The organism is Sphingosinicella sp. BN140058, assembly GCF_004135585.1.
Classification (GTDB): Bacteria; Pseudomonadota; Alphaproteobacteria; order Sphingomonadales; family Sphingomonadaceae; genus Allosphingosinicella.
The window spans coordinates 678479-704144 of sequence record NZ_CP035501.1; the positions used below are offsets into that span (position 1 = coordinate 678479).

The following is a 25666-nucleotide window of genomic DNA, read 5'->3' on the forward strand; positions in this document are numbered from 1 at the left end:
GGGCTGGGCTGATCAGGCTGGGCCTTCCTCGCCCGCTCGATCGGCGCGCGGGCGGGTCTCGAAGAGGCTGAACAGGCCGACGCCGCCCAGCACGCACAGGGTGCCGACCGCCTCGGGCCAGCCGAACGGCTCGCCAAGCACCAGGATCGCCACGCCGATGGTCACGATCGGACTGATCGTCGAGACGATCGCGGTGCCCTGGGCGCCGATCCTGGCCGTTCCCGCCGACATCAGGAAGGCCGGAACGATCGTCGCGAACACCGCCAAAGCGAGGATCAGGGCCCAGGCCGGGCGCGGCGGACTGAGCGCCGCCGCCGGGTGCGTCAGCAGGAAGCCGAGCAACGCCGTCATCCCGGCCGCGCTCATCGCGATTGCGGTGAACAAGGATGCGCCGCACCGCATGATCACTTCACGTGCGAATAGCTGGTATAGGGCGAAGGAGGCGGCTGCGGCGGCCACGTAGCCGCCGCCCACCAGCATGGCCGCGTCCAGTCGTGCCGGCGCGCCCGCGAACATGACGAACAGGCCGGCATAGCTCAGGCCGGCCCCGACCAGGGCATGCGCGCGAAGCGGATGGCCGAAGAGCAATCGCCCGAACAGGATCACCAGGAACGGGTAAGTGAACAGGATCAAACGCTCGGTCTGCGCCTCGAGCGTTTGCAGGCCCTGAAAGTCGAGCCACGACGAGATGTAGTAGCCGAGGATGCCGACGAGCATGGCGTGGCAGATCGTGCGGGCGTCCGGGCGCTTCTCCCGGTCCAGTCGCCGCCAGGTGTAGGCGCCGACCGCTGCGAATACCGGCACGGCCAAGAGCATGCGCATCGCCAGCAGGCTGGTCGTGTCGATGCCGAACCGGTAGATGAGCTTGATCAGGACGCCCTTGATCGCGAACAGCATCGCGCCGGCCGCGGAAAATGCGAAGCCGGTGATGCGCCACGAAGGCGGGTGCTTCTCGATCATGCCGAACAAATCCGCCTCGCGATGCCCGCGTGGGAAGGGTGCGGCGCGACGCACTCATAACGTCGGCTGCCGCCGATCCCAGACCGGAATTCGAGTTCGAGATCCCGAAGGGCCGAGCGGACGTTCGCTCGTACGGCAGGTCATTCTCTCTCACCCATCGTTACGCAAAGTGAAATGGTGAAATGCCTTCAGGCCCCATTCTCCATTGCGGCGCATCGCCGCACAGTAACGCTGCACACCGGGAACAGCGCCTGCGGCCCGCCACCCTGCCGATCGATCCGCGAGGAAGACGGCTGCCTCACCCCTTGCCGATGACCCCAGGAGAAACATCATGGTCCGCCCTCCCCTGCCGCCCTTCACCCGCGGAAGCGCGATCGAGAAGGTCCGCCTCGCCGAGGACGGATGGAACGGCCGCGATCCGGCCAAAGTCGCGCTCGCCTACACGGTGGATACGCGCTGGCGCAATCGCGTCGAGTTCGTCACCAGCCGCGACGAAGCGCAAGCCTTCCTGACCCGCAAGTGGAACAAAGAGCTGGACTACCGCCTGATCAAGGAGCTCTGGGCCTTCACCGGCGCCCGCATCGCCGTTCGCTACGCCTATGAATATCGCGACGACAGCGGCCACTGGTTCCGCGCCTACGGCAATGAGAATTGGGAATTCGCCGATGACGGGCTGATGTCCCACCGCCACGCGAGCATCAACGAGCATCCGATCCGCAAGGAGGATCGCCAATTCCGATGGCCCCTCGGCCGACGTCCGGACGATCATCCGGGCCTCAGCGCCTTCGGCTTCTAGGCCCGCGAAGCCGTGATCCGTGTCGGACCCTGCGGCTCCGCTGCCGAGATGGACGCCGCACAAGGCGGGTCGTTTCGCCCCGGCCAGGCAGCGGGTCGAACACCCGCCCGCTCGAGCATCATGGTTCGGATCAGGTACGGCCCTTTCGAGCCTCCGCCGCCGGCTCTCGCGTCCGAGCTCGAAGAACCAATCGGCCGATTATCACGGTGAGCTGCTTCGTCGGACATCGGCCCATCATGCGGAGATGCTGATGCGCCTGATGTGATCAAAGGGGGATCCGGTTACGGGATCATTGGCCAGGTGCACCTGGACACATCAGCCCGGATGCACCTGTTGCAGGGCCTTGAGCGCCGCGCGTGTTCTGTCCCATGCGTCGAGCTTGAACACGAGGTTGGCCGCAGACTGTCCGCCATGGCTCGCGCCCCTGCCATCTGCCGGAAGTCACGAATCTTCGAAGGGTTGAAGCGCGTCCGCCGCGGATTTGCTGGGCAGCGTCCGCGCGGCACCGGCCCCCTGCCCCTCCAAGCTCGTTCGCGCTTTGGTAACCGACACCATGTCACCTTGCGCCGATGAGCAAGGACTCACTTCCCGCGCCGGGCGAAGCCGCCGCCCGCATCGCTTTGCTGGTCCATGCCGACAACATCTCCCATGCGAAGCTCGGCGCGATCGTCGGCGAATTGTCGCGCTATGGCGTCGCCAACGTGCGGCGGGCCTATGGCGACTGGACGCATGCGACCTTGAAGGGCTGGAAGGACAAGCTCCATCTGTTCGCGATCAGGCCGATGCAGCAATTCAGCTATTCGGCCGGCAAGAACGCGACCGACATGGCGCTCGTCATTGATGCGATGGAATTGCTCTACACCCAGAATCTCGACGCCTTCTGCATCGCGTCGAGCGATGCGGACTTCACCCCCTTGGTGATGCAGCTCCGGGCCAACGGCCGCGCCGTTTACGGCTTCGGCGAGCGCAAGACGCCCGAGCCGTTCGTCAACGCCTGCACCAGCTTCCTCTATCTCGACAGCCTCACGGAGCCGGAGGCCCCTTCGTCGGCCGAAACCAAGACGACCGCCGCGAAGCGGGCGAACGGCGCCGAACGAAAGATCGAACCGAAGACGGCGGCAGAGAACCAATGGAAGCTCGCCTGCGACACCAGGCTGGTGACCGCCCTGCGCGGCGGCGTGGAGGCGAATTCGCGCGAAGACGGATGGGCGCCTTTGTCCTCCACCGGCAGCGCGGTCCAGCGGCAGGCCTCGATCGACCCGCGCAACTACGGCGTGAAAGGCTTTCGAGCCTTGTTCGAGACGACCGGCCTATTCGACATCGTCAAAGCCGAGACTGGCCATCTCTTTATTGCCGACAAGCGCAACAAGGCACGCGCCGCACATCCTGCAGCATGAACGACCAAGCGCCGCTGCACACCGCCGCCCGCGACAGCTAAGCCGGGCATCCTTGGCGAGCATCGCGTTCTTCGCGGCTTCGCGTCCAAAGGCTGCCAAAGCAGCACGCGCGGCGGTCAGCGGAATATCCCCAACGGCAACCCCTTACTCGCGGAACGGCAGATCGCCGGCGGCGCTTCACCCCAGGGCGCCGTGCTTTCAGCCGAAGCTCCGTCTTCAGGCGAAGCCGCGAAGAGCGCGAAGCCGTCACGAGCGTCTGCAAAGTAGCCGGCCATTCCACCTCTCGCCTTCCCGCCCCGAGCCTGCCGATCCCGCCTTGAGGCTCTCCTGAGCTCGTTCGCGAGCTTCGCCGAAGGGGGCGCCCTTCGCGGCTTCGCGGCTTTGCGTGCCAATCCTGCCTGACCGTCCCCCCCTGCAGAGGAGAGGAGAGGAGAGGCGACCCGCCCCACCCCATCGAAATGCGCGGATCTCTTCAGTCGAATGTTGCGCTTAACGCAAGAAACAAGTTGATGCTGATGCGCCTTCGTGGTAGGAACATACAGGGAACGGGAGCACTCCAGGGGCGACGCTGCCCCGCGCTCTTCTGCCCAAGGAGATCGCCATGCCGGATCCCGCCGCCGCTTCTGCCCGCGCCGCCACCGGCCGGTTCCTCCCCGGCCGCAGCGGCAATCCGGCCGGGCGGCCGCGCGGCGCCCGCAACAAGGCGTCGCGTCTGATCGAGCTGCTGGACGACGGCGAGGAAGCGGCGATCGCGCGGGCGGTGATCGATCGTGCGCTCGCGGGAGAATGGCCCGCGCTGCGCGCCTGCTTCACCCGCCTGATGCCGCCGGCCAGATCGGCGCCGATCGAGATCGACCTCCCCGCCACCGCAACGCCGGCGGATGTGGCGGAGGCGGGCTCCGCGGTGATCGCGGCGATGGCCGCCGGCGAGATCACCTTGCGGGAGGCGGAGCAGGCGATGAAGGTGCTCGTCGCCCACTCCAGGCTGATCGATGCCTGCGACCATGCCGCGCCCGCCGCTCGTGGAGCCGTTGAGGACGGCGGTTGCGGGAGCGCCGCGACGGCCGTCGCGCGAGCCTCGTCTGCCGCGCCAACCGCGCCGATGGCTCCGGTCGTGACGATGTCCGAGCAAGAATGCCTGATCGACACGTGCCCGGCGCGCCCGGTGCCGCAATCGCCCGCGCCTGCTCCGGCGCCGGAGCCAGGTCCCGCGCCTGCCTGTATTCCGCCTGTTCTTACGGCCACGAACGCGCCGATTTCCGAACAAGGATTCTACGGCGACGCGATCCCGGCGCGGCCGGTGCCGGGAGTGCCTGCGCCCGCGCCATCGCCCGCGCCGGATCCAGCGCCCGCCTGTATTTCACCTGTTATTACGGCGGCCAACCCGCCTTCGGCCAAGTCGCGATCGATCTGCCATCCGGGCAAGGGCTTCCCACCTCCGGCCGCCCCGGCGCAGCGTCGAAGCCTGCTCGGCAAAGCGGCCGCCCACCCGCGCGCCACGCTGCTGGCGAGCGCCGCATTCGACCAGGCGTGTACCATCAGACATGCCGCCCGGCTGGCGGATGGCCGTCTTTCCGTCCCGCCGCCGCCTGCGGATCGCGCGCATTGCTGGAGCCACCATCGCGCTACGGCTCCTTCCTTTTCGTGACGCGGTCCAGGTCCACCATCCGGACCTGAAGGCGCGCCACTTCCCCTCCTCTGCCACGGGGCATTGCCCTTCCTTGAAGGCAGAGGTCCAGCAACGAACAGGAACGGCCCGCGCGGCCGCCCTGCGATCCGGTGCGCACGCGAGGCGCGGCGTTCCCGGATCCAGGGCGGCCGCCGCGAAAGCCCTTCGCTTTGCGCACCGCAGCACGGCCAAACACGCGTTCCGGCCGAATTCGACCGTGAAAATCGACCGAATTTACGGTCAATACGGTGGCGCCCACCGCCCGAACGCTGCTGCGCCGCAACCAAGCCGGGGAGCGGCGCAAGCCGCTCCGGATTTCACTCCACCGTGACGCTCTTCGCCAGATTGCGCGGCTGGTCGACGTCGGTGCCCTTGGCGACGGCGACATGGTAGGCGAGCAGCTGCACCGGGATCGCATAGGTCAGCGGCACGATCAGCGGATGCACCCTGGGCATCTCGATCGTCGCCAGCAGGCGGTCGTCGGCCGCGGCGGCCAGGCCTTCGGCGTCGGAGATCAGGACAACCTTGCCGCCGCGGGCCTGGACCTCCTGCATGTTCGAGACCGTCTTCTCGAACAGGGGCCCCGACGGCGCTATCACGATCACCGGGACATGCTCGTCGATGAGGGCGATCGGGCCGTGCTTCATCTCGCCCGCGGCATAGCCTTCGGCGTGGATGTAGCTGATCTCCTTCAGCTTCAACGCTCCTTCCATCGCCATCGGGTAATCCGGGCCGCGGCCGAGATACAGGACATCGCGGGCGCGGGCGATCAAGGGTGCCATCTTCTCGATGTCGCCGTCATGGGCGAGCGCGGCATTCATCGCCGCCGGCGCTTCGGACAGATGGGCGACGATCTCGCGCTCCTCCGCCTCGGTCAGCCGGCCCTTGTCGCGGGCGACCTTGGCGGCGAGCGCGGCGAGCACCGCCAGCTGGCAGGTGAACGCTTTCGTGGACGCGACACCGATCTCCGGGCCGGCACGGGTGGGGAGGAGGAGGTCTGCCTCGCGCGCCATCGAGCTGGTCGGCACGTTGACCACCACCGCGATCCTTTGCCCCTCCGAACGGGCGTGGCGCAGCGCCGCCAGGGTGTCGGCGGTCTCGCCCGACTGCGAGATGAACAAGGCGAGCCCGCCCGCCTCGAGCACCGGCTGCCGGTAGCGGAATTCGGACGCGATATCGAGCTCGACCGGCACCCGGGCGAATTGCTCGAGCCAATATTTGGCGACCATGCCGGCGTAGAAGGAGGTGCCGCAGGCAACGATGGTGATCCGCGGCACGTCGGCGAAGCTGAAGTCCATGTCGGGCAGGGCGACCTGCTGCTCGTAGGAGCGCAGATAGGATTGCAGCGTCTGCGCGACGACGAGCGGCTGCTCGAAAATCTCCTTCTGCATGTAGTGGCGGTGATTGCCCTTCTCGATCCGCGCCGACGAGGCGCCGGAGTGGACGATGGGGCGCTCCACCCGATTGTTGTCGCGGTCGTAGATATCGGCGCCATCGCGGCCGATCACCGTCCAGTCGCCCTCGTCCAGATAGGCGATACGCTGGGTGAGCGCGGCGAGCGCGAGCGCGTCGGAGCCCAGATAGGTCTCGCCTTCGCCATAGCCGAGCGTCAGCGGCGCGCCCATGCGGGCGCCGATCAAAATGCCGGGAAAGTCGCGGAACAGGATGGTGATCGCGAACGCGCCGTGCAGCTGCGGCAGCACCGCCGCGACGGCGTCGCGGGGTTCCTTGCCCCGCTTCAATTCGCGGTCGACGAGATGGGCGACGACCTCGCTGTCGGTCTCCGACTGGAAGACGCGGCCTTCCGCCTGCATCTCCTCGCGCAACGGGCGGAAATTCTCGATGATGCCGTTGTGGACGAGGGCGACGCCGTCGACGATGTGCGGATGGGCGTTGCCGACGGTCGGCGCGCCGTGGGTCGCCCAGCGCGTATGGGCGATGCCGACCTCGCCCGGCAGCGGCTCGTCGGCAAGCACCGCGGCGAGATTGTCGAGCTTGCCCTCGGCGCGGCGGCGTTCGAGCCGGCCGTCGACCAGGGTGCAGAGGCCGGCGCTGTCATAGCCGCGATATTCGAGCCGCCTCAGTCCGTCCATCAGCCGCGGCGTCACCGCGCTCCTGCCGACGATCCCGATAATTCCGCACATGTCTTCAGCTCGCTTTCTTCTTGGCGGCCATCGCCGCGCGGAACCGGGCGGCCCAGCCGGCCTTGACCTGCTGGCTGCCGCGGGCGAGCGCAAGCGCGCCTTCGGCGACGTCGCCGGTGATCACCGATCCCGCGCCGACGATTGCTCCGGCGCCGATCGCCACCGGCGCGACCAGCGCGCTGTTCGACCCGACGAACGCGCCCTCGCCGATCGTCGTGCGATATTTGAAGAAGCCGTCATAATTGCAGGTGATCGTGCCGGCGCCGATATTGGCATCAGCCCCGACCTCGGCATCGCCGATATAGCTCAGATGGTTGGCCTTGGCGCCGGCGCCGAGCCGCGCCTTCTTTACCTCGACGAAATTGCCGACCTTGGCCTTGTCGCCGATCTCGGCTCCGGGCCGCAGCCGGGCATAAGGGCCGATCTCGGCGCCGGTGCCGACCGAAGCGCCTTCGAGGTGGCTGAACGCGCGGATCCTGGCGCGCTCGGCAATCCGCACGCCGGGCCCGAACACCACGTTGGGCTCGACGATCGTGTCGCGGCCGATCTGCGTATCGTAGGCCAGGAACGCGGTCTCGGGCGCGACCAGGGTCACGCCTTCCGCCATCAGCTCGGCGCGGCGGCGGCGCTGCCAGATCGCTTCCAGCTCGGCGAGCTCGGCGCGGCTGTTGACCCCCGCAACCTCGTCGGCGTCGGTCTCGATCGCCGCCGAGGTGCGGCCGACCGCCGCCGCGAGCATGACGATGTCGGGCAGATAATATTCGCCGGCGGCATTGTCGTTCTCGACCCCGGAGAGGAGCGGCCAGAGATCCTCCGCCCGCGCCGCCATCAGCCCCGAATTGCAGAGGTTGAGCGCGCGCTCCTCGTCGCTCGCATCCTTATACTCGACCATCTTGCGGATCGTGCCGTCCTCCTCGGCGACGATGCGGCCGTAGAAGAGCGGATCGGTGGGGCGGAAGGCGACGACGACCACCGCCGGCGGCGACTCGGTGCGCAGCCGCTCGAGCATCCGCGCCATCGTCGAGGCCCGCACCAGCGGCGCGTCGCCGTAGAGGATCAGGACGTCGCCCCCGAACCCGGCCAACGCGGCCTGCGCCTGGAGCACCGCATGGGCGGTGCCGAGCTGGGGATCCTGGACCACCACGTCGCCGCCGCGGCGCGCGACCAGCGGCTCGACCTGATCGCGGCCGCTGCCGACCACCACCACCGTCCGTGCCGCGCCGAGGCTTTCGACGCTGGCGAGGAGGTGTTCCAGCATCGGCCGTCCCGCGACCGGGTGCAGCACCTTGTGGAGATCGGATTTCATCCGCGTCCCCTTGCCCGCGGCAAGGATGATCGCGGCAAAAGGCCGTTCCGAATTCATGAAGCTCCCTCGCACCCGTCAAAGCGTCGGCGGAAAGGTGGTTTTCCGCAGATCATGACGCCTCCCGCAGGACGCGCTACGACCCTGCGCGGCCATCGCACGGAAATCTTGCCATTTCCAGAGCGGCAGCGGATGGGGCGGCGATGCCCAGCTTTCCCTTCGACGTCGTCGTCTTCGATCTCGACGGCACCCTCGCCGACAGCGCGCCGGACCTCCGCGCCGCGCTCAACCACGTCTTGCGCAGCCTCGGCCGGACCGAGCAGTCGGACGAACAGGTGCGGGCGATGATCGGCAACGGCGTGCGGATGCTGCTCCGCCGCGGCCTCGCCGCCACTGGCAGCGCGTCGGAAGAGGAGGTCGACCGCGCCACTCCGCTGTTCATGGACTATTATGCGGCCCATATCTGCGATCGGACGCGAGCCTATCCCGGCGTCGACGCGATGCTCGACGCGGTCGCCGCGGGCGGCGCGGCGCTCGCCATCTGCACCAACAAGCCAGAGGCGCTCACCCGTGCGCTGGTCGACGCGCTCGGCTGGTCTGGCCGTTTCCGGGCGATCGTCGGCGGCGACACATTGCCGGTGCGCAAGCCCGATCGCGCGCCCTTGCTGGAAGCGGTGCACCGGGCGGGCGGCGGCCGGGCCGTGCTGGTCGGCGATTCGATCACCGATGCCGAGACCGCCGCGGCCGCCGGCCTGCCGCTGGTCGCGGTCGGCTTCGGCTATCGCGATCGCCCGGCGACGGCGCTCGGCGCCGCCGCCGTGATCGACTCGTTCGACGATCTGCCGAACGCCCTGCTCCGGGTCTGACGCTTACTGGGCGAGGAAGGTCTTCAGCGCCGCCTGGAACGCCGCCGGCTCGTCCCACATGATGAAGTGGTAGCTGTTGGGCACCTGCTCCAGCATCGCCTGCGGCGCATTGGCGAAGGAGAGCTTGTAGAATTGCGCCATCTGCGCGTCGCTGACCGGGGCATTGGGCGCGCGCGCCCACAGCACCGTCATCGGCACCTTGATCTTGGCGAGCTCCGGGCGAAGGTCGGTGGTGATGAGGTCGTACATCGCCTGCGCCGACGCCGCCGGATCGCTGTCGAGCGAGTGCTTGAGCGCGATCGGGCGGAAGCTCTCGGTCCGGATCATGTTGGCCATGGTCTGCTCGAGCTGCGTCTTGCGTGCCTCGCCGGTCGCGCCGGCGATGCCCTGGCGGATCTGCTCGGCGACGGGACGGACATTCTCCGGCGTCGGATTCTGGGCGAACATCGCGCCCATGTAGGGCAGCATGTCGACGACCATCACTTTCGAGACCTGGTCGGGATGCTGGCTCGCCACCATCATCGCCCAGGCGCCGCCGAGCGAATGGCCGACCAGCGCCGGCCTGGCGAACTTCGCCGCTGACATGTAGCGACCGATCTCGGCCGCCACCGGCGCCATCACCGGGCCGCTGGCATTGGCGCCCGCGGGCTTGCCGGCAAAACCGGCGACATGGACGAGGTGGTAACGATAGCCGGGCAATGCCTTGACTGTGCTATCCCAGACTTCCGGCGACGAGCTGAGGCCCGGGATCAGCACCACATCCGGCCCCTTTCCGCGTACCTCGACGCTGATCCGGTCGCTGGTGAAGGCGGGCTCGGCGGCCTTGGCGAGGGCGGGGGCTGCGGCGACCGCCGCGAACGGCAGCAACAGCAAGGCGAACAATCTCTTCATTCGGATATCCTTCTCTGGTGTGGATTGGGGAAAATCTGCTCGACAGGCTGGTCGAAGGCGACGGCGATCCGGTAGGCGAGATCGAGCGAGGGATCGTGCCGCTCCGCTTCGATCGCGTTGATCGCCTGGCGCGACACTCCGATCTCGCCGGCCAATTGCTCCTGCGTCCAGCCGCGTTCGGCGCGAAGAACCCGCAGCCGGCTCTTCATGGCAGGCTGCTGCGGACGAGCGGGCTGACCATGCCGAACACGCCCCAGAAGAGCGGGTAGAGCAGCCACATCGGCAAAGCGGGGACGCCGAGGAACTGCATCGCGATTCCGGCGAACACCGCGAGGGTGAGGGTGACGCCGGCGGCGATCAGCACTCTCTTGGCGGTGAGCGCCCGCATATATTCGTCCTGAACGGCGATCAGCCGGTAGGCGGCGACGAACTGCCCGGCGACCGACGCGGCGAGGAGGATGGCGAGCGCCCACCGCCACCCGGCCGGCAACGCGCTGGTGCCCCGCCCCCACGACAGCAAAAGGATCCCGGCAAGGAACATCGCCCAATTGAGAAGCGCACCCAGCAGATAGAAGCGGGAGCGCGGCCAGCCATCGTCCATGTAAGGAGCTCCGTACATAATGTAAGGAGATCTTTACATGCCGCGCGCCGCGCGTCAATCAGCGCCGTGCTTTCTCCAGCAGATGGCGGGCAAGCATCATCGGCGGCATTCGCAGCCAGTGCGAGCGGACATAGAAGCCGAACCGGGTGCCGCGCCGGCGCGGCCGGCCCCAGCCGTCGCGGGCGAGCAGGCGGCGTGCGTAGAGGCGGTCGGTCGCCGACCGCCCTGCCAGTCCGGCGTCCAAGGGGGTTTCATAGAAGCGCGCCGAAAGCCGCAGCGCTCGCCGGGTCGGCGCGAGCAGATCGTGGCGCCGCGCCCGCGCCTCCAGCCGGCACCACCAATCCGGCGCCACGGCGAAGGCCCGCAGCAGCCGGTCGATGTCCCACAGATTGCGCAGCCCCCCGGCGAGGTCGCCATCGGCGAACAGATGGGCGACGGCGTGCAGGACCATGTCTTCCGGCGCCAGCACGCGCAGGCCATTCGGCAGCGCGACGCTGTCGTCGATCATCGCCTGCGCATCGGGCGTCCGCCGCGCGGTCAGCGGCAGGATGGTGTGGTGGACGTCGATCATCCGGTCGCGTTCGCGATGGATCAGCGGCGGCAGCTCGTGCATCCACCGCCGGTAATAGAGATCGTCATAGGCGTTCTCCTTGACCCATTCCCAGCCGGCGGCGAGCAGGGCCTCCTCGACGTCGGCAAGCGCCGCACGGGGGACGAGGATGTCGAGATCGCCGATCGATCGGCCGGGCGCGGGGGTAAGATCGGCGGTGGCATAAGCGGTGCCCTTGAGCAGGACGATCGGTACGCCGGTCGCGGCAAGCGCCCGTCTGGCCATCTCCGCTTCCCACACGGCCTGGGTCCGCGCCTGCGCGGCGTCGCGCCGGATGTCGGCGAGCATCGCGCCGACGTTCGCCGGCACCGGCACCCCGTCGAGCCGGAAAGCGAGCGTGCCGGCGACCGCCTCCGCCCGCGCCACGCAGAGCAAGGCGGTCCAGTCGCGGACCGTGCTGGCTTGGGACGGATCGGCGAGGATGCGGGTGAGCAGCCGGGCGTCCCTCATCCCTGCGCCGCCCATGTTTGCTCGACCAGCCCGATCGCCTCCTCGGTCGAGGAATAATCGATCGCTCGGGCTGGGGTGCCGCCGACCAGTGCCGTCAGCGCGCCGAAGCCGCGCTCGCCGAGGCTCACATAATTGGTCGACGCCTGGGTCAGGCGAACGAACACTTCGGCGGCGCCGACCGGGCGCTGCGTGGCGGGAAGGTCGCGGCCGAAGCGCGGGAACAGGATCAGCGCCGGGCGGGCCGAATGGGCCATCCGCGCGATCGCGTCGGCAGGCGGGCGCAGGTGGCGGATGGTCCCCTTGGGCGTGCCGCGCAGCACCGGGCCGAGCCGCTCCGGGTCGACGTCGTCGAACAGCGCCAGCGACGCATTTTTGAGGCTGATCGCGCGCGGGAACGGATGGAGCAGGCCGCTTTCGGGATCGAGCAGCCCGAACTCGTCGCCCATGAACCGCCAGCCCCGCGTCCCGAGCAAGGCCGCCAAGGTCGACTTGCCCGCGCCCGACGGGCCGGTCAGGATCAGCGCCTTGCCGTCCCGCTCGACCACGCCGGCATGGAGCAGCAGGAAGCGTTTCTGGCCCAGCGCCATCTGCAGGTTCATCCCCATCTCGGCGGCGAGCAGCCCCTGCGCGAGCGGCAGTGGCGCCGCGTCCGGCAGGGTGTAGTCGCCGGCGATCGCGACCGAAGGCCGGATGATCCGCCGCCAGGGTGCCGCCGGTTCGAGCCGGACGGTGAAGTCGGCCGCTCCGTCCGCCGCCGGGTACGGCGCGTAGAGCCGGGCGAGCTCCGCCAGCGGCGCCGCCCAGGCGGAGCCGATCCGGAACGCCACCGGGCCGATGCGGAGCGCCAGCCGGTGCCTCACGCCCGCCGCACCAGCCCGGCCGCCTCCAGCTCGGCGAGCCGCGCCGCGATCGCCGCAGCGGGATCCTCGGCCTCGAGGTCGAAGCTCTCGGCAATGCGGGCCAGCACCGCGTCGGCATCGCCTTCGCGTCCCGACAGCGCGGCGAGGATCTGCGGCCCCGGCGGCGCCAGCAAGTGGGTCATTCCGGACGGGCGATGGTAGAGGATGGTCAGCCCTTCAAGGACGACCGCGCGCACGGCGTCGTCGGGGTCGGCGATGAAGCGGGGACCGGCCATGCCGGCCCTTGGCGCGATCAGCGCGGCATCTGCAGCGAGGCGTAGCAGGTAAATCCGCTCATCCCCGCCTGCAGACGGCGAATGTAATTGGCATAGGCTTGCGACGCTTCGGCGTTGAGGCCGGGCGGAGTCGGGCCGCCGGCGAGCAGCACCTTCGCCTCCTCGCCGGTGATCGGGCGCGGCGCCGGGGCAAAGGCGCCGGCGGTGCCCGCGGGGACGAGCGAGCCGTCGGCCGCGATATAGCTGCCGCCGGCCTGCGGCCCGGGCACCGGTATCTCGCAGTTGAGCACCGATCCGGCGGTCTGGGCGAGCGCCGGGCGGATCGTGACCACCGTCGACGCGGCGGCGGCACCGAGGGCGAGCACGACCCGGCGGCTCGGCCGCTGGCCGTCTTCCTCGCCGATCTCGCTCTCCCGCTCGCTCATCGAACCCCATTCTATGCCAAGCCTCTTTCATAACCGTAAATTGCCAAAAGAAGCACCCTCCCGCAGATTCGGGGCGTCCCACCGAGAGACAGGGCACGACAGGGAAAGAAATCGTTGCGGTGGCGTTTGTATTTCTTGGGGCCGCGGATCGGCGGCCTGCTGAACAGGAGGAAGAGATGAGAGCCATTTTCTTCGCGGCCGCCATTGCCTTCGGCGGCACCGCCATCGCCCAGACCACCAGCACCACCGGCGCCGAGCCGGGCACCGGCACTGCTGACACTCAGAGCGCGACGGACGCCCAGAGCGCAACGGACGCCCAGACGGCGACCGACACCGCACCGGCGACGAGCGCCGCCGACACCCAGCCGGCGACCAGCGGCGCGATGACCGACACGACGACGTCGGCGACAACCGATACTGCTGCCGCGAGCAGCGTCACCACCGGCAGCGCCGCGGCCGGCGGCAGCACGGTTGCGCCAGGCAACACCGCGCCCGAGCGCGACGCCCGCGGCATTCCCGTGGTCTCTGATCCGGCGACCGTTCCCGCCGGCGTCAACGCGGCCCCGGGTGCCGGCACCGCGGCGGGCGCCTCCGCCTTCGCGACCCAGCCGAGCACCGAAAATTACCCGACCTGCAGCCGCACCGTCACCGACAATTGCGTGCAGAGCTACGAGCGCGGCCGCCGCAAATAAGGCGGACACGCGCCGGATCGCGAAAGGGCGTGCCTCCCGGCGCGCCCTTTCCACATCTGGCCGCCTCCCCTCATATCTGCCATGACCCGTCGCCAGATCGGGGAGGCAGTGCGCAGATGAGCATCAGTTTCGACGGACGAGTCGCGATCGTCACCGGCGCCGGCGGCGGGCTCGGCCGGGCCTATGCGCTCGAGCTCGCCCGGCGCGGCGCCAATGTGGTGGTCAACGATCTCGGCGGCGCCCGCGACGGCTCGGGGGCGTCGGATACCGCCGCACAGGTGGTCGAGGAGATTGCGGCCGCGGGCGGCACCGCGATCGCAGACGGCGCCAGCGTCACCGACGCCGAGCAGGTCGAGGCGATGGTCCGGACGGCCCAGGAGCGTTTCGGCGGAGTCCACATCCTGATCAACAATGCCGGCATCCTGCGCGACCGCAGCTTCGCCAAGATGAGCGCTGAGGATTTCGCGGCGGTGATCGACGTCCACCTGCTCGGCTCGGCAAACTGCACGCGCGCCGTCTGGGAGATCATGCGGCAGCAGGCTTATGGCCGTATCCTGATGACGAGCAGCTCGAGCGGGCTGTTCGGCAATTTCGGCCAGGCCAATTACGGCGCCGCCAAGCTCGGCCTGCTCGGCCTCGCCCGCACGCTCCACCTGGAGGGCGCGAAATACGGCATCCGGGTCAACACGCTGGCGCCGACCGCTGCCACCCGGATGACGGAAGACATCTTTCCGCCCGAGATGCTGGCCCTGTTCAATCCGGACACGGTCGTGCCCGCCGCGCTCTACCTCGTCTCCGAGGATGCGCCCTCCAACATGGTCGTCGGCGCGGGCGCCGGGGTCATCCAGGCCAGCTACATCACCCTGACCGAGGGCTATGCGCTGCCGGAAGGACGCCGGACGGTGGAGGAAGTCGCCGCCAATTGGGACAGGATCGTCGACCGCAACGGCGAGATCGTTCCGCAATCGGGTGCCGAGCAGGCGATGGCGATCCTCCGTGCGCTGCAGGGCCGTCCGGACTGACGCAGGCGCCGCCGCCACGGCGGTGCGACATAGTGTATTGCATCACCAACACACATGATGATAGGATCCGGTCTTCAGGGAGGATCGGACCATGTACAGTGATACCGACATCGAAGCGGCCGTCGCCGCCGGCGTGATCAGCGCCGACGCGGCGCGCTCGCTCCGACATTATGTCGCCGGCCAGCGCGCAGCACCCGCCGTCGACGAGGAACATTTCCGGCTGATCACCGGCTTCAACGACATCTTCGTCGGCATCGCCGCCGCCATCCTGCTGATCGCGGTCGCCTGGATCGGCCAGTCCTTCGGCCCCAGGATCGACGGCGACGGCCCCTCGCCCTTCGCCGGCCTGTTCGCCGCCGCGACCGCATGGGGGCTCGCCGAATTCTTCACCCGCAAGCGCCGCATGGCGCTGCCGAGCATCCTGCTGCTGCTCGCTTACACCGGCGGCGTGCTGGTGACCGCGCTCAGCACGATCGTGCTCGCGGTTGGTGAACCCCGGTTCGAGAACAACCAGTCCGCGATCATGCTCGCCGCCGCGGCCTCGGCCGCGGTCGCCGCCGGCGCGACCTGGTTCCACTGGCGCCGCTTCCGCGTGCCGATCACCGTCGCGGTCGGTGCGGCCACCCTGGTCGGCCTGCTCCTTGCCCTGGTCGCTTCGGCGGTCGGCAACCAGAACACGCTCGAGAACATCATCCTCTCGGCCGCCCTGCTGCTCGGGATCGGCGTGTTCCTGTTCGCCATGTGGTGGGACGGCTCCGATCCGCGCCGCGAGACCAAGCGCGCCGACGTCGCCTTCTGGCTCCACCTGCTCGCCGCGCCGTTGCTCGTCCACCCGATCTTCAGCCTGCTCGGCCTCAACGACGGCAATGCCAGCGTCGGCGAGGGCGTGCTGGTGCTGATCGTCTATGCGGTGCTGGGCGTCGTCGCGCTCGCGATCGACCGCCGCGCCCTGCTCGTCTCGGCGCTGGCCTATGTCCTGTGGGCGCTGATCGACCTGTTCGACCGGTTCGACGTCGTCGAACTCAACTTCGCCCTCGCCGCCTTCGTGATCGGCTCGGCCCTGCTCCTGCTCTCGGCCTTCTGGCACAGCGCCCGCGCCGCCATCGTGCGGCCGCTGCCGCCGGGCCTCCAAGCGCGGCTGCCAGTCCTCGATCGGGTCGCCCTCGCCGCCTGAACCGCGCGCTTTCTCGGTCCCAACGACTGCCGGCCGAACTCCCGAGGTTCGGCCGGTTCTTTTTTTTGCGATGCAGGGCTCCGGTGCTGGCTGAGGCAATCGCGACCACCAGCCATCGCCGAGAGGCCTTCGGCATCACCTGCCCGGCCAGGACCAGGGTTCGACCGACTGACCGCCGAATATCTGCTCGCGGGGCAGATCGAAGATGAAATAGGGGCTCAGCATCGGCAGCGCGCCGGCCGCGTCGAGCCGTGCCTGCTGCGGCTCTGTGAAGACGATGTCGAGCGACGCCAGATTGTCGTGAAGTTGCTCGACGCGGCTGGCGCCGATCAGAACCGAGGAAACGCCGGGGCGCCCGGCGACCCAGGCGAGCGCGACCTGCGCGAGCGGCCGGTCGAGCTCCTCTGCCACCGATCGCAGCACGTCGACGACGTCGAAATTCTTCTCGGTGAACAGCATGCCACCGAACGGATTGTCCCCGTTGAGGCGGCCGTCGCTGCCGCCTTTGCGCGCAGCGCCGGCACGGTCCGGCAGACTGCCGGCCGGTCCGGCCTCGGCAATCTTGTCGCGGCCATATTTTCCGGTCAGCAGGCCCGCCGCAAGCGGGCTCCAGGCGACCAGGCCCATGCCCAGCGCGCGTCCGGCCGGAAGCAGATCGAGTTCGACGCCGCGATCGAGCAGCGAATAGGAATATTGCAGGCCGATCGGCTGCGGCAGGCCGTGAGCGCGGGCCAATGTCGCGATCTGGGCCGCATACCAGGCCGGCGCATTGGAGAAGCCGTAATAGAGGATGTCGCCGCGCGCGACTGCATCGGTCAGCGCCCGCAACACCTCTTCCGCCGGCGTGGTCCGATCCCAGACGTGGGTCCAGAACAGATCGACGTGGTCGGTGCGCAGCCGCTTCAGCGAGCCCTCGATCCCGTCGCGGATGTTGCGCGCGGAATTGCCGCCGGCGAGCGGGGTTCCCTGGCGGCGCGGAAAGCCCGCCTTGGTCGCGACGACCAGCCGATCTCGATTGCCGCGCTCGGCCATGAATTGGCCCAGCATGGCCTCGCTTTCGCCCCCCGAATAGACATCGGCGGTGTCGACGAAATTGCCGCCCGCCTCGACATAGGCATCGAAGATCGCGCGCGAGGCCTCGGCGTCGCTGCCCCAGCGTCCTGCGCCGAACGTCATCGTCCCCAGCGCCAGGGGACTGACGGCCAGACCGGAGCGGCCGAGCATGCGGTAATTGGCCATCGTCATTCTTGCATCTCCCGTGACAATGCTGTGGAGTTTAGACGCGGTCACAATCCCCGATTAGGCGTGATTTGCGGCAAGGGCTTGTGAGGAGACTGCAACAATGAAGCGCGGTGACCTGGACGATCTCGCGGCCTTCGCCGCCGTGGCGGATGCCCGCAGCTTCACCCGCGCCGCGGCGACGCTCGGCCTCTCCCCATCGGCGCTCAGCCACGCTATGCGCGGGCTGGAGGCGCGGCTCGGATTGCGCCTGCTCGCCCGGACGACCCGCTCGGTGCGGCCGACCGCAGCGGGCGAGCGCCTGCTCCGCTCGCTTGGACCGGCGTTGGCGGAGGTCGCGCGGGGCATGGCGGCGCTGGACGACTGGCGGGGCGCGCCCGCCGGGGCCGTGCGGCTGACCACCTTCGGCTATGCCGCGCGAACCATCCTCGCGCCGCGGCTGCCCGCCTTTTTGATCGATCATCCCGATGTCTCGGTGGAGGTGATCGTCGACGATCGTCTCGTCGATCTGGTCGCCGGCGGCTTCGACGCCGGGATACGTTTGGGAGAAAGCATCGACCAGGACATGGTGGCGGTACCGGTGGGGCCGAAGCTCAAGACGGTGGTCGTCGGCACGCCCGATTACTTCCGGCGCCATCCCCAGCCCGAACACCCCGCCGACCTCGCCGATCATCCGTGTATCAATTACCGCCTGATCGGCGGCGGCGGGCTGCTGCCCTGGGAGTTCGAGCGCGATGGCAGCGAGCTCAAGATGCGGCTCGGCGGTCCGCTCATCGTCAACGACGAAGTGCTCGCCGGCGCCGCCGTCCGCGCCGGGGCCGGACTCGGCTACATGATGGAACATGACGTTGCGGAGGAGATTGCCGACGGCCGCCTCGTGCAGGTTCTGGCGGAATGGTGTCCCTTCTATCCGGGCTGCCACCTTTATTACCCCAGCCGGCAGGTACCCCCCGCGCTTCGGGCGCTGATCGAGGCGCTGCGCTGGCGTCAGGGGTAGGCACGACGTGCGCCGAGGCGAGCTTCAGGATGCGGGCGCCGCGGCCGTCGGTGCGATGATCGAGACCGTCACCAGCCGCTCCCCTGCATGTTCGAAGCGGAGCGACAGCGGGAAGGTCTGACCGGCCCGAAGCGGCTGGTGCAGGTCGGCCAGCCAGACATGCAATCCGGTCGCGTTCAGTTCGACGGGCTGCCCTGCCGGAACGTCGATCGCCTTGACATAGTCCATCGCCATCGCGCCGTTCTTGCTCGTCATCGTCATCAGGGCGGTCTTCTTCGCCACCGGCGTCGACGCGCTCAGCAACCGGTCCCTCTCCTGCGACCGGATCGTCATGAACACCGCGGCATTGGCGGTGCGGCCGACGCTGTCGCGGACCCAGGCATCCTCGATCTCGAGAGCGGCCGGCCGGGTGCACGAGGCGAGCGCGAGCAGCAGAGACAGGATTGCAGCCGGTCGTCTCACGTCATTCTCTCCTTCAAGGCTGGGTATGCGGGGGCGCGCCGCGGCCCGTCAGCTCAGCTTGTGCGGCAAGGATTCCCTCGCTAGCCATCAACGATATGGAGCCGGAGCCGCCATCACAATCCCCGGTCGAGGGCCGCAAGATCGAGCGACGCTGGCTGCTGCGCGGGGCGCTCGGCGCCGGCGCGGCCGCTGCGGTGGCGCTTCCCGCGCGCCGCTTCCTCTCGCCCGCCGAAGCTGCGCAGCCGCTCACCGTCGGCGGCCTTGCGGTCACCTGCAATCTGACCTTGCCGATCGCCTGCGCCGCCAACGACGCCGCCAACCCATTCGGTATGCGGGACGCAGCGCAGCTCGCCTTCGGTTACAGCCGCTATACCGGCTGGCCCGAGCTCAAGGAGTCGCTGATGTCCGGCGACCTTCAGGCCGCCTATATGCTGGCGCCTTTGGTCATGGATCTCGCCGACAAGCAGGTTCCGGTGAAGATCGTCTCGATCGGCCATCGCTCGGGCGCGGTGATCATGGTCCACAAGGACTCACCCTATCAGCGGTTTCGCGATCTCGCCGGCAAGCGCATCGCGATCCCGAGCCGCTTCGCGGTCGACTTCCTGTTCCTGCGCAAGATGCTGAGCAACGAGGGCATGAGCCCCAAGGATGTCGAGATCGTCGAGATGGCGCCGGCGGACATGCCCGCGGCGCTCTACGTCAAGGGCGTCGACGCTTATTGCACCGGCGAGCCGTTCGGGGCAGCGGCCCAGAGCGCCGGCTATGCGCGGGTGCTGCGGATGACGCGCGACGAGTGGCCGCGCTACATGTGCTGCGTGCTGACCGTCCGGGACGAGCTGATCAAGGCGAACCGCCCGCTGGTCCAGAACCTCGTCAATTATGTCCTCGCCGCCGGCGCCTGGCTCGACGGGCAACGGCAGAATCGCGAGAAGGCGGTGCGGATCGCCGCCCGGCGCGAATATTTCAACCAGGATCCGAACATCCTTCGCTTCGTGATGAACAATCCCACCGATCGCGTCACCTATGGCGATCTGCGGATGATCCCGCGCGAGTTCGACGAGTTGATGGAATTGGCGGTTGCCGCCGGAGCATTGTCGCGGCCCGTTGCCTATTCGAAATATGTCGACGAAAGCTTCGCGCGCGCGGCCCGGCCGGCATCGATCGCGCTTTGACCGTCCGGCCGCGATCTGGGCGCGCGGGCCTGGCAGCAACCCTGTTGCTGGTGCTGGTCATCGCCGGCACAGCCATCGCCCTGTTCGCGCGCGCACCGGTCCGTCCCTACGGCATGCGCGCCGGCGCATTCGATCCTCCGCGTGCCGCACCCGAACTCGATCTGCGCGGATCGGACGGATCGAAGGTGACGCTGACACGCTACCGGGGGAAGGTCGTGTTGCTGACCTTCGGCTTCACCAATTGCGCCGCCGTCTGCCCGACCACGCTGGCGACGCTGGCGCAAGCCCGTGCCGCGCTCGGCGTCGACGCGAAGTCGGTGCAGGTGATCTTCGTGACCGTCGATCCGGAGCGGGACGATACGGCGCGGATGCGCGAATATCTCGGCGCGTTCGACCCGAGCTTCATCGGTGCGACGGGATCTCCGGAGGCTCTGGCGAACGTACGCCGCGCCTACGGCGTAACGGCAACGCGCGAAGGCGCCGGCGCCGATTACGCGATGCGCCACACCTCGTCGATCTTCATGATCGACGGCGCCGGCAAGCTGCGGGCGCTGATGCCGTTCGGGCACGATGCCGCCGACTTCGTCCACGACATCCCCTTCCTGGCGGGCCGCTAGCCATGGGATTGCGCACCCGCCAAGCCCGAACACACCTCCGCTCCGTCGCGTTGGCGGCGGCATTGCTCCTGCTGGCCGGGCTCGCATGGGCCGCTCTGATGCCGGTGGGCGCCGTTTCGCACGAGCAGTTGTTCGAGATCCCGCCCGGCACCTCCGAGCGCCGCATCGCCGGCGAAGATCTCGCAATCCTGCCCCAGACCATCCGATTGACGCTTGGCGTCAACGACGTGCTGGCGCTGAGGAACAGGGACAAGGCGCCGCACATCTTCGGCCCCACCCTGATCATGCCCGGCCAGACATTCCGTCTGCCGTTCACGACCGCGTCGACCTACAGCTTCCTGTGCACGGCCCATGCGGACGGTCAGCTGAACGTGATCGTCGACCCGGCTCCGACGCCGGGATGGCCGCGGATCCGCTGGCGCTGGCATCGGCTGCTGGACCGGATGTAACAGGGGCGAGGCGAGCAAGAGGGGGAGCAATGCGGAAGGTCGAAAGCAAGCTGGCGAGGATCGTGCCGCCGATGCTGCTGATCGCGCTGCTGATCGCGATCTGGTGGATCGTCGTGCTGCGCAGCGACAATGCCATCTTCCCGACACCGGTGCAGGTGGCGACCGGGGCCTGGGCGCTCGTCCAGGACGGCACGCTGTGGCAGCATATCGAGGCGTCCCTGGTGCGGGTCGAGCTCGGCTTCGGCCTCGCTTTCCTGGTTGCGGTGCCGCTCGGCCTCTGGATGGGCTGGGTGTCGAGTGCCTTCTACACGCTCAACCCGCTGTTCCAGATGCTCCGGCCGATCTCGCCGATCGCCTGGATCCCGGTCGCCATCCTCTGGTTCGGGGTCGGCGACCTGTCGCCGATCTTCCTGATCTTCATCTCCTCGGTGTTTCCGATGATGGTGCAGACGACGATGGGGGTGCGCACGATCGACCGGCGCTATTTGCGGGCCGCCGCAAATTTCGGCGTCTCGCGCCGGACGCTCTTCCTCCGGGTGGTGATCCCGGCGGTGCTGCCGGAGATCATCATCGGCATGCGCATCGGCCTCGGCGTCGCATGGCTGGTCGTCGTCGCCGCCGAGATGATCGCCCTCAACACCGGCCTCGGTTATTTGATCATGGACTCGCGCAACGCCGGCAACCGCTACGATCTCGTGATTGCCAGCATGGTCATCATCGGCGTGATCGGGCTGCTGCTCGACGGCATCACTCGTCTCCTCGAACAGCTCAACATCGTGAAGTGGCGCTATGTCCGGTAACAAGATCGTCGTCGACAGCATCACCAAGGGGTTCGGCGCGCTGGCGGTAGTCGACGGTGTCAGCTTCGACGTCGCCGACGGCGAATTCGTCGCGATCGTCGGCCCGTCGGGCTGCGGCAAATCGACCTTGCTGAACATCATCGCAGGCTTCGAACGTGCGGATCGGGGATCGGTCCGGATCGACGGAGTCGTCCGCACCGGTCCGAACAAGAACGGGATCATGATCTCCCAGCACGGCTCCGTCTTCCCTTGGCTGACCGTGCAGCAGAATCTGATGTTCGGTCTGTCGGGCACCAGCCATGGCGACCAGGAAGGACGCACCAGGCGCTATCTCGACATGGTCGGCCTCGCCGGGTTCGAAGCCGCCTACCCGCACGAGCTGTCCGGCGGCATGTTGAAGCGCGTCGAGATCGCGCGGGCGCTCGTCGTCAAACCCGAAATCCTGTACATGGACGAGCCCTTCTCGGCGCTCGATGCCCTGATGAGCCTCAGAATGCAGACCGAGCTGCGGCGCATCCTCGACGAGGAGCGGCATACGGTGCTTCTGATCACCCACGATGTCGAGGAAGCGATCTATCTGGCCGATCGCATCCTGGTGCTGTCGCCTCGCCCCACCACCATCCAGACCACCTTCCACGTCGACATGCCGCACCCCCGCAAGCTCTCGGATCCGAGAGCGCAAAGGCTCCGCGAGGACATCTTGAAGGAACTCGGGCTCTAGATGCGGCGACCAGGGTCGATCGTCAGCGTTCGCAGCCCAGTCGTCGTACCCCGTCGCTGAATACGCCCGCGCCGCCGCTTCCCTCGTCGACGACCAAAGCCGCGGCGCAGCAAGCGATCTTCGCGCCGCGCTCGGCGTTCTGCCGAACCACGCTCAGAAGGCGCGGCCGACCTGGGGTTCGCTCGACCCTGTTGGCAGGCCAACCACGCCACCGCGCACCCGAACTAGCCGACAACCTTCATCAGCCGGCGCTCGACCGGCGCCAGCACGGGGCCGAGTTCATGGCCGCGTCGCATGACCATGCCGCCCTCGTTGATGAGCGCCCACATGCCCTGCTTGTTGCGCAGCGAGGGGCGTTTCTCGATCTTGAACTCGGGCCGCTCGGCGGTGCGGCGGAAGGCCCAGAATGCGGCATGGTCCTTGCCGAATTCCAGCGCATAATCCTTCCAGAAGCCGGCGGCGACCATGCGGCCGTAGAGATCGATGATCCGGCTCAGCTCGGCTCGGGTGAAGCCGATCTGAGGCGATGAGCCGCCCGGAAAAGGGTAGACGTCACCCATCAGGCGCGATCACGCTCCCTCTCGCTGACCTCGCCCGCCGCTCGCTCCTCGAGCAGCTCGGCGAGGCGCTTGCGCAATTGCTCCACCTCGCACTGGAGAATCTCCAGCTTCTGCGTGGCGGGATCGAGCGTTTCTGAGCATGGCGTGCCATAGGGCAGGAAATTGCCCGACGTCCGCTCGACCGCAACCAGGGTCGAACGTGCCGGGATGCCGACCATCGTCGCCCCCTCCGGCACGTCCCGCGTGACAACGGCATTGGCGCCGATCCGGGCGCGAGGTCCGACCACGATCGGTCCGAGCACCTGGGCGCCGGAGCCGATGATGGCACCGTCTGAAATGGTCGGGTGTCGCTTGCCGGGCTCGCCATTGGTCGGATTGGTCCCGCCGAGCGTGACCTGCTGGTAGATGGTGACGTCGTCGCCGATCACGGCCGTCTCACCGATGACGACGAAGCCGTGGTCGATGAAAAAGTTGCGGCCGATAACGGCGCCGGGATGGATGTCGATCGCGGTGAAGAAGCGCGCGACATGGTTGATCAGCCGCGCCAGGAAATAAAGCTCGCCGCGGAACAGCCAATGCGCGAGGCGGTGCAGACCGAGCGCCCATACGCCGGGGTAAAGCAGGATCTCCCAGCGGGTACGCGGCGCCGGATCGCGGGCCTTGATCGAATCGAGATAGGAAACGAGACCCGCCAGCATCAAATGTCCTTCGCACCGCTCAGGTGGCGCAAGATAAGCCCGACGCTTTCGAATATCCAGTGCAGGCGGTGAGCGGCGTAGAATGGCGCATCGTCCCACCGCAGGCGAGCGACGCGCTTGCTCTTGTGCACCTGCGAAGGCTATCCCGCATCCATGCCGTTCGAAATGCCTAGCCGCTGATGGATCCGCTCGCCGCTTCGATGCCGCCCGAGGAACTTCGCCGCGCCATGGCGAAGCTTGGCTACAAGACGCACGGCGATCTTGCCGAGTCGATCGGGGTCTCTCGCTCCTCGGTGAGCCTGTGGGTGCAGGGCAAGGTCGGCGTGCCGCGCCCGGTGGCGATGCTGATCCGAATGATGCTCGCGGCGCAACGCCGCAACTTCTGAGCCCGCGGCTCATATCCGACAAATAGGATCCCGTTTGATCCTCGTACCGATGCTGAACGGATCGGCGAAGATGTCGGAGATCGGCGCCGAAAAGCGCATTCACTCCCCCTAAACCCCTCATTCGACCGGTGAACATTTCACGTTGTGCGCTGCAGCACCCGCACGCAAGCTGCGGGTTCGGGTAAATCCCTCCGCTGCAGAGACGGGATCCCGAACAGAACAGGTCGTGAATGGCCACAGCAGGGGGACTTCCGATGCACGTGACACGAACACACAGGGCTCTGCTCGCTGCCGCGACATTACTCGCTGCGGCGCCTGCCGCTGCCGAGGATCTCGGCGGCGGCTTCACCGTCAACGGCAGCGCCACTCTGGTTTCGGACTACCGGTTCCGCGGCATCTCGCAGACCGACAAAAGGTTCGCCGTCCAGGGCGGCCTCACCGTCTCGCACGCGTCGGGCCTCTACGGCAGCGTCTGGGGCTCCTCGATCGACGATTATGTCGCCTCCGGCTCGGACCAGGAGATCGACTTCGTCGTGGGCTACAAGCAGACCTTCGGCGGCACGACGATCGACGGCGGCGTCCTCTATTATTATTATCCGGGCGGCGGCAGTGCCAACACCGATTTCGTCGAGCCCTATCTCGCGGTCTCGCACACGTTCGGCGCGGTGACCGCGAAGGCGACCGCCGCCTATGCGCCGAGCCAGTCGGCGCTGACCATCGGCGCCGGCGACGAGGACAATTTCTACCTTGCCGGCGATCTCTCGGGCGCGCTGCCCGGAACGCCGATCAGCCTCTCGGCCCATCTCGGCCACAGCTTCGGGCCGAGCTACCTCACCATCGGCGACGAATATACCGATTGGAGCCTGGGCGCGTCCTACACGCTCAAGAACCTTACCTTCGGCGTCTCCTACGTCGACACTGACGGCGATTTCATCACGCCGAGCGGCCGCAATGCCAGCAAGGCCGGCGTCGTTGCGTCGGTCGGCGTCGCATTCTGAAGGGGGCGGGCATGAAACTCATCATTGCGATCATCAAGCCGTTCAAGCTGGACGAGGTTCGCGAGGCACTCTCGGGCATCGGGGTCCAGGGCATGACGGTCTCCGAAGTGCGCGGGTTCGGCCGCCAGAAGGGGCAGACCGAAATCTACCGGGGCGCCGAATACGTCACCAACATGGTGCCCAAGGTGCGGATCGAGATCGTCGTTGCCGCCGATCTTGCCGGTCGCGTCGTCGAGACGATCGAGCAGACCGCACGCACCGGCTCGATCGGCGACGGCAAGCTGTTCGTGCTCGACGTGCAGCAGGCGCTGCGCATCCGGACCGGCGAGACCGACCATGATGCGCTGTGAGGCACGAAGCGGCGCTTGCGTCGCGGTGCCGGGGAACAAGGGGAACGGAGCGGGAGGGGCGCAAGCCGACCTCTCGTCCGAA

General features: G+C 68.0%; 31 protein-coding genes. 16 read left to right on the forward strand and 15 right to left on the reverse strand.

Features of this window, described 5'->3' with window-relative positions:
• Positions 1-12: 12 nt before the first annotated feature.
• Complete coding sequence (locus ETR14_RS03060; protein WP_129383306.1) at positions 13-960, reverse strand: DMT family transporter; 948 nt, start codon at positions 958-960, stop codon at positions 13-15.
• A 331-nt stretch (positions 961-1291) separates the two neighbouring features.
• Here ETR14_RS03060 and ETR14_RS03065 point away from each other — a divergent pair, with 331 nt between their 5' ends.
• The 3 genes from ETR14_RS03065 to ETR14_RS29620 all read left to right on the forward strand — a co-directional run bounded on the left by ETR14_RS03065 (position 1292) and on the right by ETR14_RS29620 (position 4801).
• Positions 1292-1756 carry a DUF1348 family protein gene (locus tag ETR14_RS03065; RefSeq protein ID WP_129383307.1) on the forward strand — a complete coding sequence of 155 codons (465 nt, stop codon included), beginning with the start codon at positions 1292-1294 and terminating at the stop codon, positions 1754-1756.
• 569 nt (positions 1757-2325) lie between these two features.
• Positions 2326-3153 (forward strand): NYN domain-containing protein, encoded by an 828-nt coding sequence (locus ETR14_RS03070; RefSeq protein WP_129383308.1) that lies wholly within the window; start codon positions 2326-2328, stop codon positions 3151-3153.
• A 601-nt stretch (positions 3154-3754) separates the two neighbouring features.
• Positions 3755-4801, forward strand: coding sequence for a DUF5681 domain-containing protein (locus tag ETR14_RS29620; protein WP_129383309.1), 1047 nt, complete (start codon positions 3755-3757; stop codon positions 4799-4801).
• Positions 4802-5139: 338 nt separating this feature from the next.
• On the opposite strand, the gene glmS is transcribed toward ETR14_RS29620, so the two are convergent.
• Both glmS and glmU read right to left on the reverse strand, forming a co-directional pair.
• The gene (gene glmS / locus ETR14_RS03080; protein WP_129383310.1) at positions 5140-6966 is read right to left on the reverse strand and encodes a glutamine--fructose-6-phosphate transaminase (isomerizing); all 1827 of its coding nucleotides are present in this window, start codon (positions 6964-6966) and stop codon (positions 5140-5142) included.
• Between the two features lie 4 nt (positions 6967-6970).
• The gene (gene glmU / locus ETR14_RS03085; RefSeq protein WP_129383311.1) at positions 6971-8329 is read right to left on the reverse strand and encodes a bifunctional UDP-N-acetylglucosamine diphosphorylase/glucosamine-1-phosphate N-acetyltransferase GlmU; all 1359 of its coding nucleotides are present in this window, start codon (positions 8327-8329) and stop codon (positions 6971-6973) included.
• Positions 8330-8472: 143 nt separating this feature from the next.
• Between glmU and gph the strand changes: the two genes are divergently transcribed.
• Entirely contained in the window at positions 8473-9135 is a 663-nt protein-coding gene (gene gph / locus ETR14_RS03090) for a phosphoglycolate phosphatase (protein WP_129383312.1), read from the forward strand.
• Between the two features lie 3 nt (positions 9136-9138).
• Here gph and ETR14_RS03095 read toward each other — a convergent pair whose 3' ends face one another.
• Genes ETR14_RS03095 through ETR14_RS03125 form a run of 7 tightly spaced genes read right to left on the reverse strand, consistent with a single transcriptional unit; the run spans position 9139 to position 13247 of the window.
• Positions 9139-10026 carry an alpha/beta fold hydrolase gene (locus ETR14_RS03095; RefSeq protein WP_129383313.1) on the reverse strand — a complete coding sequence of 296 codons (888 nt, stop codon included), beginning with the start codon at positions 10024-10026 and terminating at the stop codon, positions 9139-9141.
• Complete coding sequence (locus ETR14_RS03100) at positions 10023-10235, reverse strand: helix-turn-helix transcriptional regulator (protein WP_129383314.1); 213 nt, start codon at positions 10233-10235, stop codon at positions 10023-10025. Before ETR14_RS03100 ends, ETR14_RS03095 begins: the two co-directional genes overlap by 4 nt.
• Positions 10232-10627: a hypothetical protein gene (locus ETR14_RS03105; protein WP_129383315.1), complete on the reverse strand. Its 396-nt coding sequence runs from the start codon at positions 10625-10627 to the stop codon at positions 10232-10234. Before ETR14_RS03105 ends, ETR14_RS03100 begins: the two co-directional genes overlap by 4 nt.
• Before the next feature lie 58 nt (positions 10628-10685).
• Positions 10686-11687: a nucleotidyltransferase family protein gene (locus ETR14_RS03110; RefSeq protein ID WP_129383316.1), complete on the reverse strand. Its 1002-nt coding sequence runs from the start codon at positions 11685-11687 to the stop codon at positions 10686-10688.
• Entirely contained in the window at positions 11684-12547 is an 864-nt protein-coding gene (locus ETR14_RS03115; protein ID WP_129383317.1) for an HprK-related kinase A, read from the reverse strand. Before ETR14_RS03115 ends, ETR14_RS03110 begins: the two co-directional genes overlap by 4 nt.
• Positions 12544-12822 carry an HPr-rel-A system PqqD family peptide chaperone gene (locus tag ETR14_RS03120; protein WP_129383318.1) on the reverse strand — a complete coding sequence of 93 codons (279 nt, stop codon included), beginning with the start codon at positions 12820-12822 and terminating at the stop codon, positions 12544-12546. The genes ETR14_RS03115 and ETR14_RS03120 overlap by 4 nt, the downstream gene beginning before the upstream one ends.
• A 17-nt stretch (positions 12823-12839) precedes the next feature.
• Entirely contained in the window at positions 12840-13247 is a 408-nt protein-coding gene (locus ETR14_RS03125) for a hypothetical protein (protein WP_129383319.1), read from the reverse strand.
• Positions 13248-13423: 176 nt separating this feature from the next.
• On the opposite strand from ETR14_RS03125, the gene ETR14_RS03130 reads away from it, so the two are divergent.
• The 3 genes from ETR14_RS03130 to ETR14_RS03140 all read left to right on the forward strand — a co-directional run bounded on the left by ETR14_RS03130 (position 13424) and on the right by ETR14_RS03140 (position 16135).
• Positions 13424-13939, forward strand: coding sequence for a hypothetical protein (locus ETR14_RS03130; protein WP_129383320.1), 516 nt, complete (start codon positions 13424-13426; stop codon positions 13937-13939).
• A gap of 116 nt (positions 13940-14055) precedes the next feature.
• A complete protein-coding gene (locus ETR14_RS03135; protein ID WP_129383321.1) occupies positions 14056-14961 on the forward strand; it encodes an SDR family NAD(P)-dependent oxidoreductase in 906 nt (301 codons plus the stop codon).
• Between the two features lie 91 nt (positions 14962-15052).
• Positions 15053-16135 (forward strand): hypothetical protein, encoded by a 1083-nt coding sequence (locus tag ETR14_RS03140; protein ID WP_129383322.1) that lies wholly within the window; start codon positions 15053-15055, stop codon positions 16133-16135.
• 135 nt (positions 16136-16270) lie between these two features.
• On the opposite strand, the gene ETR14_RS03145 is transcribed toward ETR14_RS03140, so the two are convergent.
• On the reverse strand, positions 16271-17380 hold the full coding sequence (locus ETR14_RS03145) for an aldo/keto reductase (protein WP_129383323.1): 1110 nt from the start codon (positions 17378-17380) through the stop codon (positions 16271-16273).
• Between the two features lie 97 nt (positions 17381-17477).
• Between ETR14_RS03145 and ETR14_RS03150 the strand changes: the two genes are divergently transcribed.
• Positions 17478-18371 carry a LysR family transcriptional regulator gene (locus ETR14_RS03150; protein WP_129383324.1) on the forward strand — a complete coding sequence of 298 codons (894 nt, stop codon included), beginning with the start codon at positions 17478-17480 and terminating at the stop codon, positions 18369-18371.
• Positions 18372-18395: 24 nt separating this feature from the next.
• On the opposite strand, the gene ETR14_RS03155 is transcribed toward ETR14_RS03150, so the two are convergent.
• Entirely contained in the window at positions 18396-18833 is a 438-nt protein-coding gene (locus ETR14_RS03155) for a copper chaperone PCu(A)C (RefSeq protein ID WP_165356290.1), read from the reverse strand.
• A gap of 95 nt (positions 18834-18928) precedes the next feature.
• On the opposite strand from ETR14_RS03155, the gene ETR14_RS03160 reads away from it, so the two are divergent.
• The 5 genes from ETR14_RS03160 (at position 18929) to ETR14_RS03180 (ending at position 22592) form a co-directional block, all read left to right on the forward strand.
• The gene (locus ETR14_RS03160; RefSeq protein WP_129383326.1) at positions 18929-20005 is read left to right on the forward strand and encodes an ABC transporter substrate-binding protein; all 1077 of its coding nucleotides are present in this window, start codon (positions 18929-18931) and stop codon (positions 20003-20005) included.
• Positions 20002-20622, forward strand: coding sequence for an SCO family protein (locus ETR14_RS03165; protein ID WP_206185952.1), 621 nt, complete (start codon positions 20002-20004; stop codon positions 20620-20622). The genes ETR14_RS03160 and ETR14_RS03165 overlap by 4 nt, the downstream gene beginning before the upstream one ends.
• Before the next feature lie 98 nt (positions 20623-20720).
• Positions 20721-21071: a hypothetical protein gene (locus ETR14_RS03170; RefSeq protein WP_129383327.1), complete on the forward strand. Its 351-nt coding sequence runs from the start codon at positions 20721-20723 to the stop codon at positions 21069-21071.
• 29 nt (positions 21072-21100) lie between these two features.
• Positions 21101-21871, forward strand: coding sequence for an ABC transporter permease (locus ETR14_RS03175; RefSeq protein WP_129383328.1), 771 nt, complete (start codon positions 21101-21103; stop codon positions 21869-21871).
• Positions 21861-22592, forward strand: a complete 732-nt coding sequence (locus ETR14_RS03180) for an ABC transporter ATP-binding protein (RefSeq protein WP_129383329.1) — start codon at positions 21861-21863, stop codon at positions 22590-22592. The genes ETR14_RS03175 and ETR14_RS03180 overlap by 11 nt, the downstream gene beginning before the upstream one ends.
• A gap of 22 nt (positions 22593-22614) precedes the next feature.
• On the opposite strand, the gene ETR14_RS29495 is transcribed toward ETR14_RS03180, so the two are convergent.
• From ETR14_RS29495 to epsC, 3 genes are all read right to left on the reverse strand, one after another.
• Positions 22615-22743 carry a hypothetical protein gene (locus ETR14_RS29495; protein WP_256370194.1) on the reverse strand — a complete coding sequence of 43 codons (129 nt, stop codon included), beginning with the start codon at positions 22741-22743 and terminating at the stop codon, positions 22615-22617.
• A gap of 73 nt (positions 22744-22816) precedes the next feature.
• Positions 22817-23152 (reverse strand): DUF2794 domain-containing protein, encoded by a 336-nt coding sequence (locus ETR14_RS03185; RefSeq protein ID WP_129383330.1) that lies wholly within the window; start codon positions 23150-23152, stop codon positions 22817-22819.
• Positions 23152-23850 (reverse strand): serine O-acetyltransferase EpsC, encoded by a 699-nt coding sequence (gene epsC / locus ETR14_RS03190; RefSeq protein WP_129383331.1) that lies wholly within the window; start codon positions 23848-23850, stop codon positions 23152-23154. Before epsC ends, ETR14_RS03185 begins: the two co-directional genes overlap by 1 nt.
• Positions 23851-24029: 179 nt before the next feature.
• Here epsC and ETR14_RS03195 point away from each other — a divergent pair, with 179 nt between their 5' ends.
• From ETR14_RS03195 to ETR14_RS03205, 3 genes are all read left to right on the forward strand, one after another.
• Positions 24030-24236: a helix-turn-helix domain-containing protein gene (locus tag ETR14_RS03195; protein ID WP_129383332.1), complete on the forward strand. Its 207-nt coding sequence runs from the start codon at positions 24030-24032 to the stop codon at positions 24234-24236.
• Positions 24237-24496: 260 nt separating this feature from the next.
• Positions 24497-25234, forward strand: coding sequence for a TorF family putative porin (locus ETR14_RS03200; protein ID WP_243455737.1), 738 nt, complete (start codon positions 24497-24499; stop codon positions 25232-25234).
• Positions 25235-25245: 11 nt separating this feature from the next.
• Positions 25246-25584 carry a P-II family nitrogen regulator gene (locus tag ETR14_RS03205; protein WP_129383334.1) on the forward strand — a complete coding sequence of 113 codons (339 nt, stop codon included), beginning with the start codon at positions 25246-25248 and terminating at the stop codon, positions 25582-25584.
• The last annotated feature ends 82 nt before the right edge of the window (positions 25585-25666 follow it).

Excerpts from the sequence above, each read along its gene's own strand:
- ETR14_RS03060 (WP_129383306.1), bottom strand. The coding sequence starts at position 960 with ATGATCGAGAAGCACCCGCCTTCGTGGCGCATCACCGGCTTCGCATTT.
- ETR14_RS03065 (WP_129383307.1), top strand. The coding sequence starts at position 1,292 with ATGGTCCGCCCTCCCCTGCCGCCCTTCACCCGCGGAAGCGCGATCGAG.
- ETR14_RS03070 (WP_129383308.1), top strand. The coding sequence starts at position 2,326 with ATGAGCAAGGACTCACTTCCCGCGCCGGGCGAAGCCGCCGCCCGCATC.
- ETR14_RS29620 (WP_129383309.1), top strand. The coding sequence starts at position 3,755 with ATGCCGGATCCCGCCGCCGCTTCTGCCCGCGCCGCCACCGGCCGGTTC.
- glmS (WP_129383310.1), bottom strand. The coding sequence starts at position 6,966 with ATGTGCGGAATTATCGGGATCGTCGGCAGGAGCGCGGTGACGCCGCGG.
- glmU (WP_129383311.1), bottom strand. The coding sequence starts at position 8,329 with ATGAATTCGGAACGGCCTTTTGCCGCGATCATCCTTGCCGCGGGCAAG.
- gph (WP_129383312.1), top strand. The coding sequence starts at position 8,473 with ATGCCCAGCTTTCCCTTCGACGTCGTCGTCTTCGATCTCGACGGCACC.
- ETR14_RS03095 (WP_129383313.1), bottom strand. The coding sequence starts at position 10,026 with ATGAAGAGATTGTTCGCCTTGCTGTTGCTGCCGTTCGCGGCGGTCGCC.
- ETR14_RS03100 (WP_129383314.1), bottom strand. The coding sequence starts at position 10,235 with ATGAAGAGCCGGCTGCGGGTTCTTCGCGCCGAACGCGGCTGGACGCAG.
- ETR14_RS03105 (WP_129383315.1), bottom strand. The coding sequence starts at position 10,627 with ATGGACGATGGCTGGCCGCGCTCCCGCTTCTATCTGCTGGGTGCGCTT.
- ETR14_RS03110 (WP_129383316.1), bottom strand. The coding sequence starts at position 11,687 with ATGAGGGACGCCCGGCTGCTCACCCGCATCCTCGCCGATCCGTCCCAA.
- ETR14_RS03120 (WP_129383318.1), bottom strand. The coding sequence starts at position 12,822 with ATGGCCGGTCCCCGCTTCATCGCCGACCCCGACGACGCCGTGCGCGCG.
- ETR14_RS03125 (WP_129383319.1), bottom strand. The coding sequence starts at position 13,247 with ATGAGCGAGCGGGAGAGCGAGATCGGCGAGGAAGACGGCCAGCGGCCG.
- ETR14_RS03130 (WP_129383320.1), top strand. The coding sequence starts at position 13,424 with ATGAGAGCCATTTTCTTCGCGGCCGCCATTGCCTTCGGCGGCACCGCC.
- ETR14_RS03135 (WP_129383321.1), top strand. The coding sequence starts at position 14,056 with ATGAGCATCAGTTTCGACGGACGAGTCGCGATCGTCACCGGCGCCGGC.
- ETR14_RS03140 (WP_129383322.1), top strand. The coding sequence starts at position 15,053 with ATGTACAGTGATACCGACATCGAAGCGGCCGTCGCCGCCGGCGTGATC.
- ETR14_RS03145 (WP_129383323.1), bottom strand. The coding sequence starts at position 17,380 with ATGACGATGGCCAATTACCGCATGCTCGGCCGCTCCGGTCTGGCCGTC.
- ETR14_RS03150 (WP_129383324.1), top strand. The coding sequence starts at position 17,478 with ATGAAGCGCGGTGACCTGGACGATCTCGCGGCCTTCGCCGCCGTGGCG.
- ETR14_RS03160 (WP_129383326.1), top strand. The coding sequence starts at position 18,929 with ATGGAGCCGGAGCCGCCATCACAATCCCCGGTCGAGGGCCGCAAGATC.
- ETR14_RS03170 (WP_129383327.1), top strand. The coding sequence starts at position 20,721 with ATGCCGGTGGGCGCCGTTTCGCACGAGCAGTTGTTCGAGATCCCGCCC.
- ETR14_RS03175 (WP_129383328.1), top strand. The coding sequence starts at position 21,101 with ATGCGGAAGGTCGAAAGCAAGCTGGCGAGGATCGTGCCGCCGATGCTG.
- ETR14_RS03180 (WP_129383329.1), top strand. The coding sequence starts at position 21,861 with ATGTCCGGTAACAAGATCGTCGTCGACAGCATCACCAAGGGGTTCGGC.
- ETR14_RS03185 (WP_129383330.1), bottom strand. The coding sequence starts at position 23,152 with ATGGGTGACGTCTACCCTTTTCCGGGCGGCTCATCGCCTCAGATCGGC.
- epsC (WP_129383331.1), bottom strand. The coding sequence starts at position 23,850 with ATGCTGGCGGGTCTCGTTTCCTATCTCGATTCGATCAAGGCCCGCGAT.
- ETR14_RS03195 (WP_129383332.1), top strand. The coding sequence starts at position 24,030 with ATGGATCCGCTCGCCGCTTCGATGCCGCCCGAGGAACTTCGCCGCGCC.
- ETR14_RS03205 (WP_129383334.1), top strand. The coding sequence starts at position 25,246 with ATGAAACTCATCATTGCGATCATCAAGCCGTTCAAGCTGGACGAGGTT.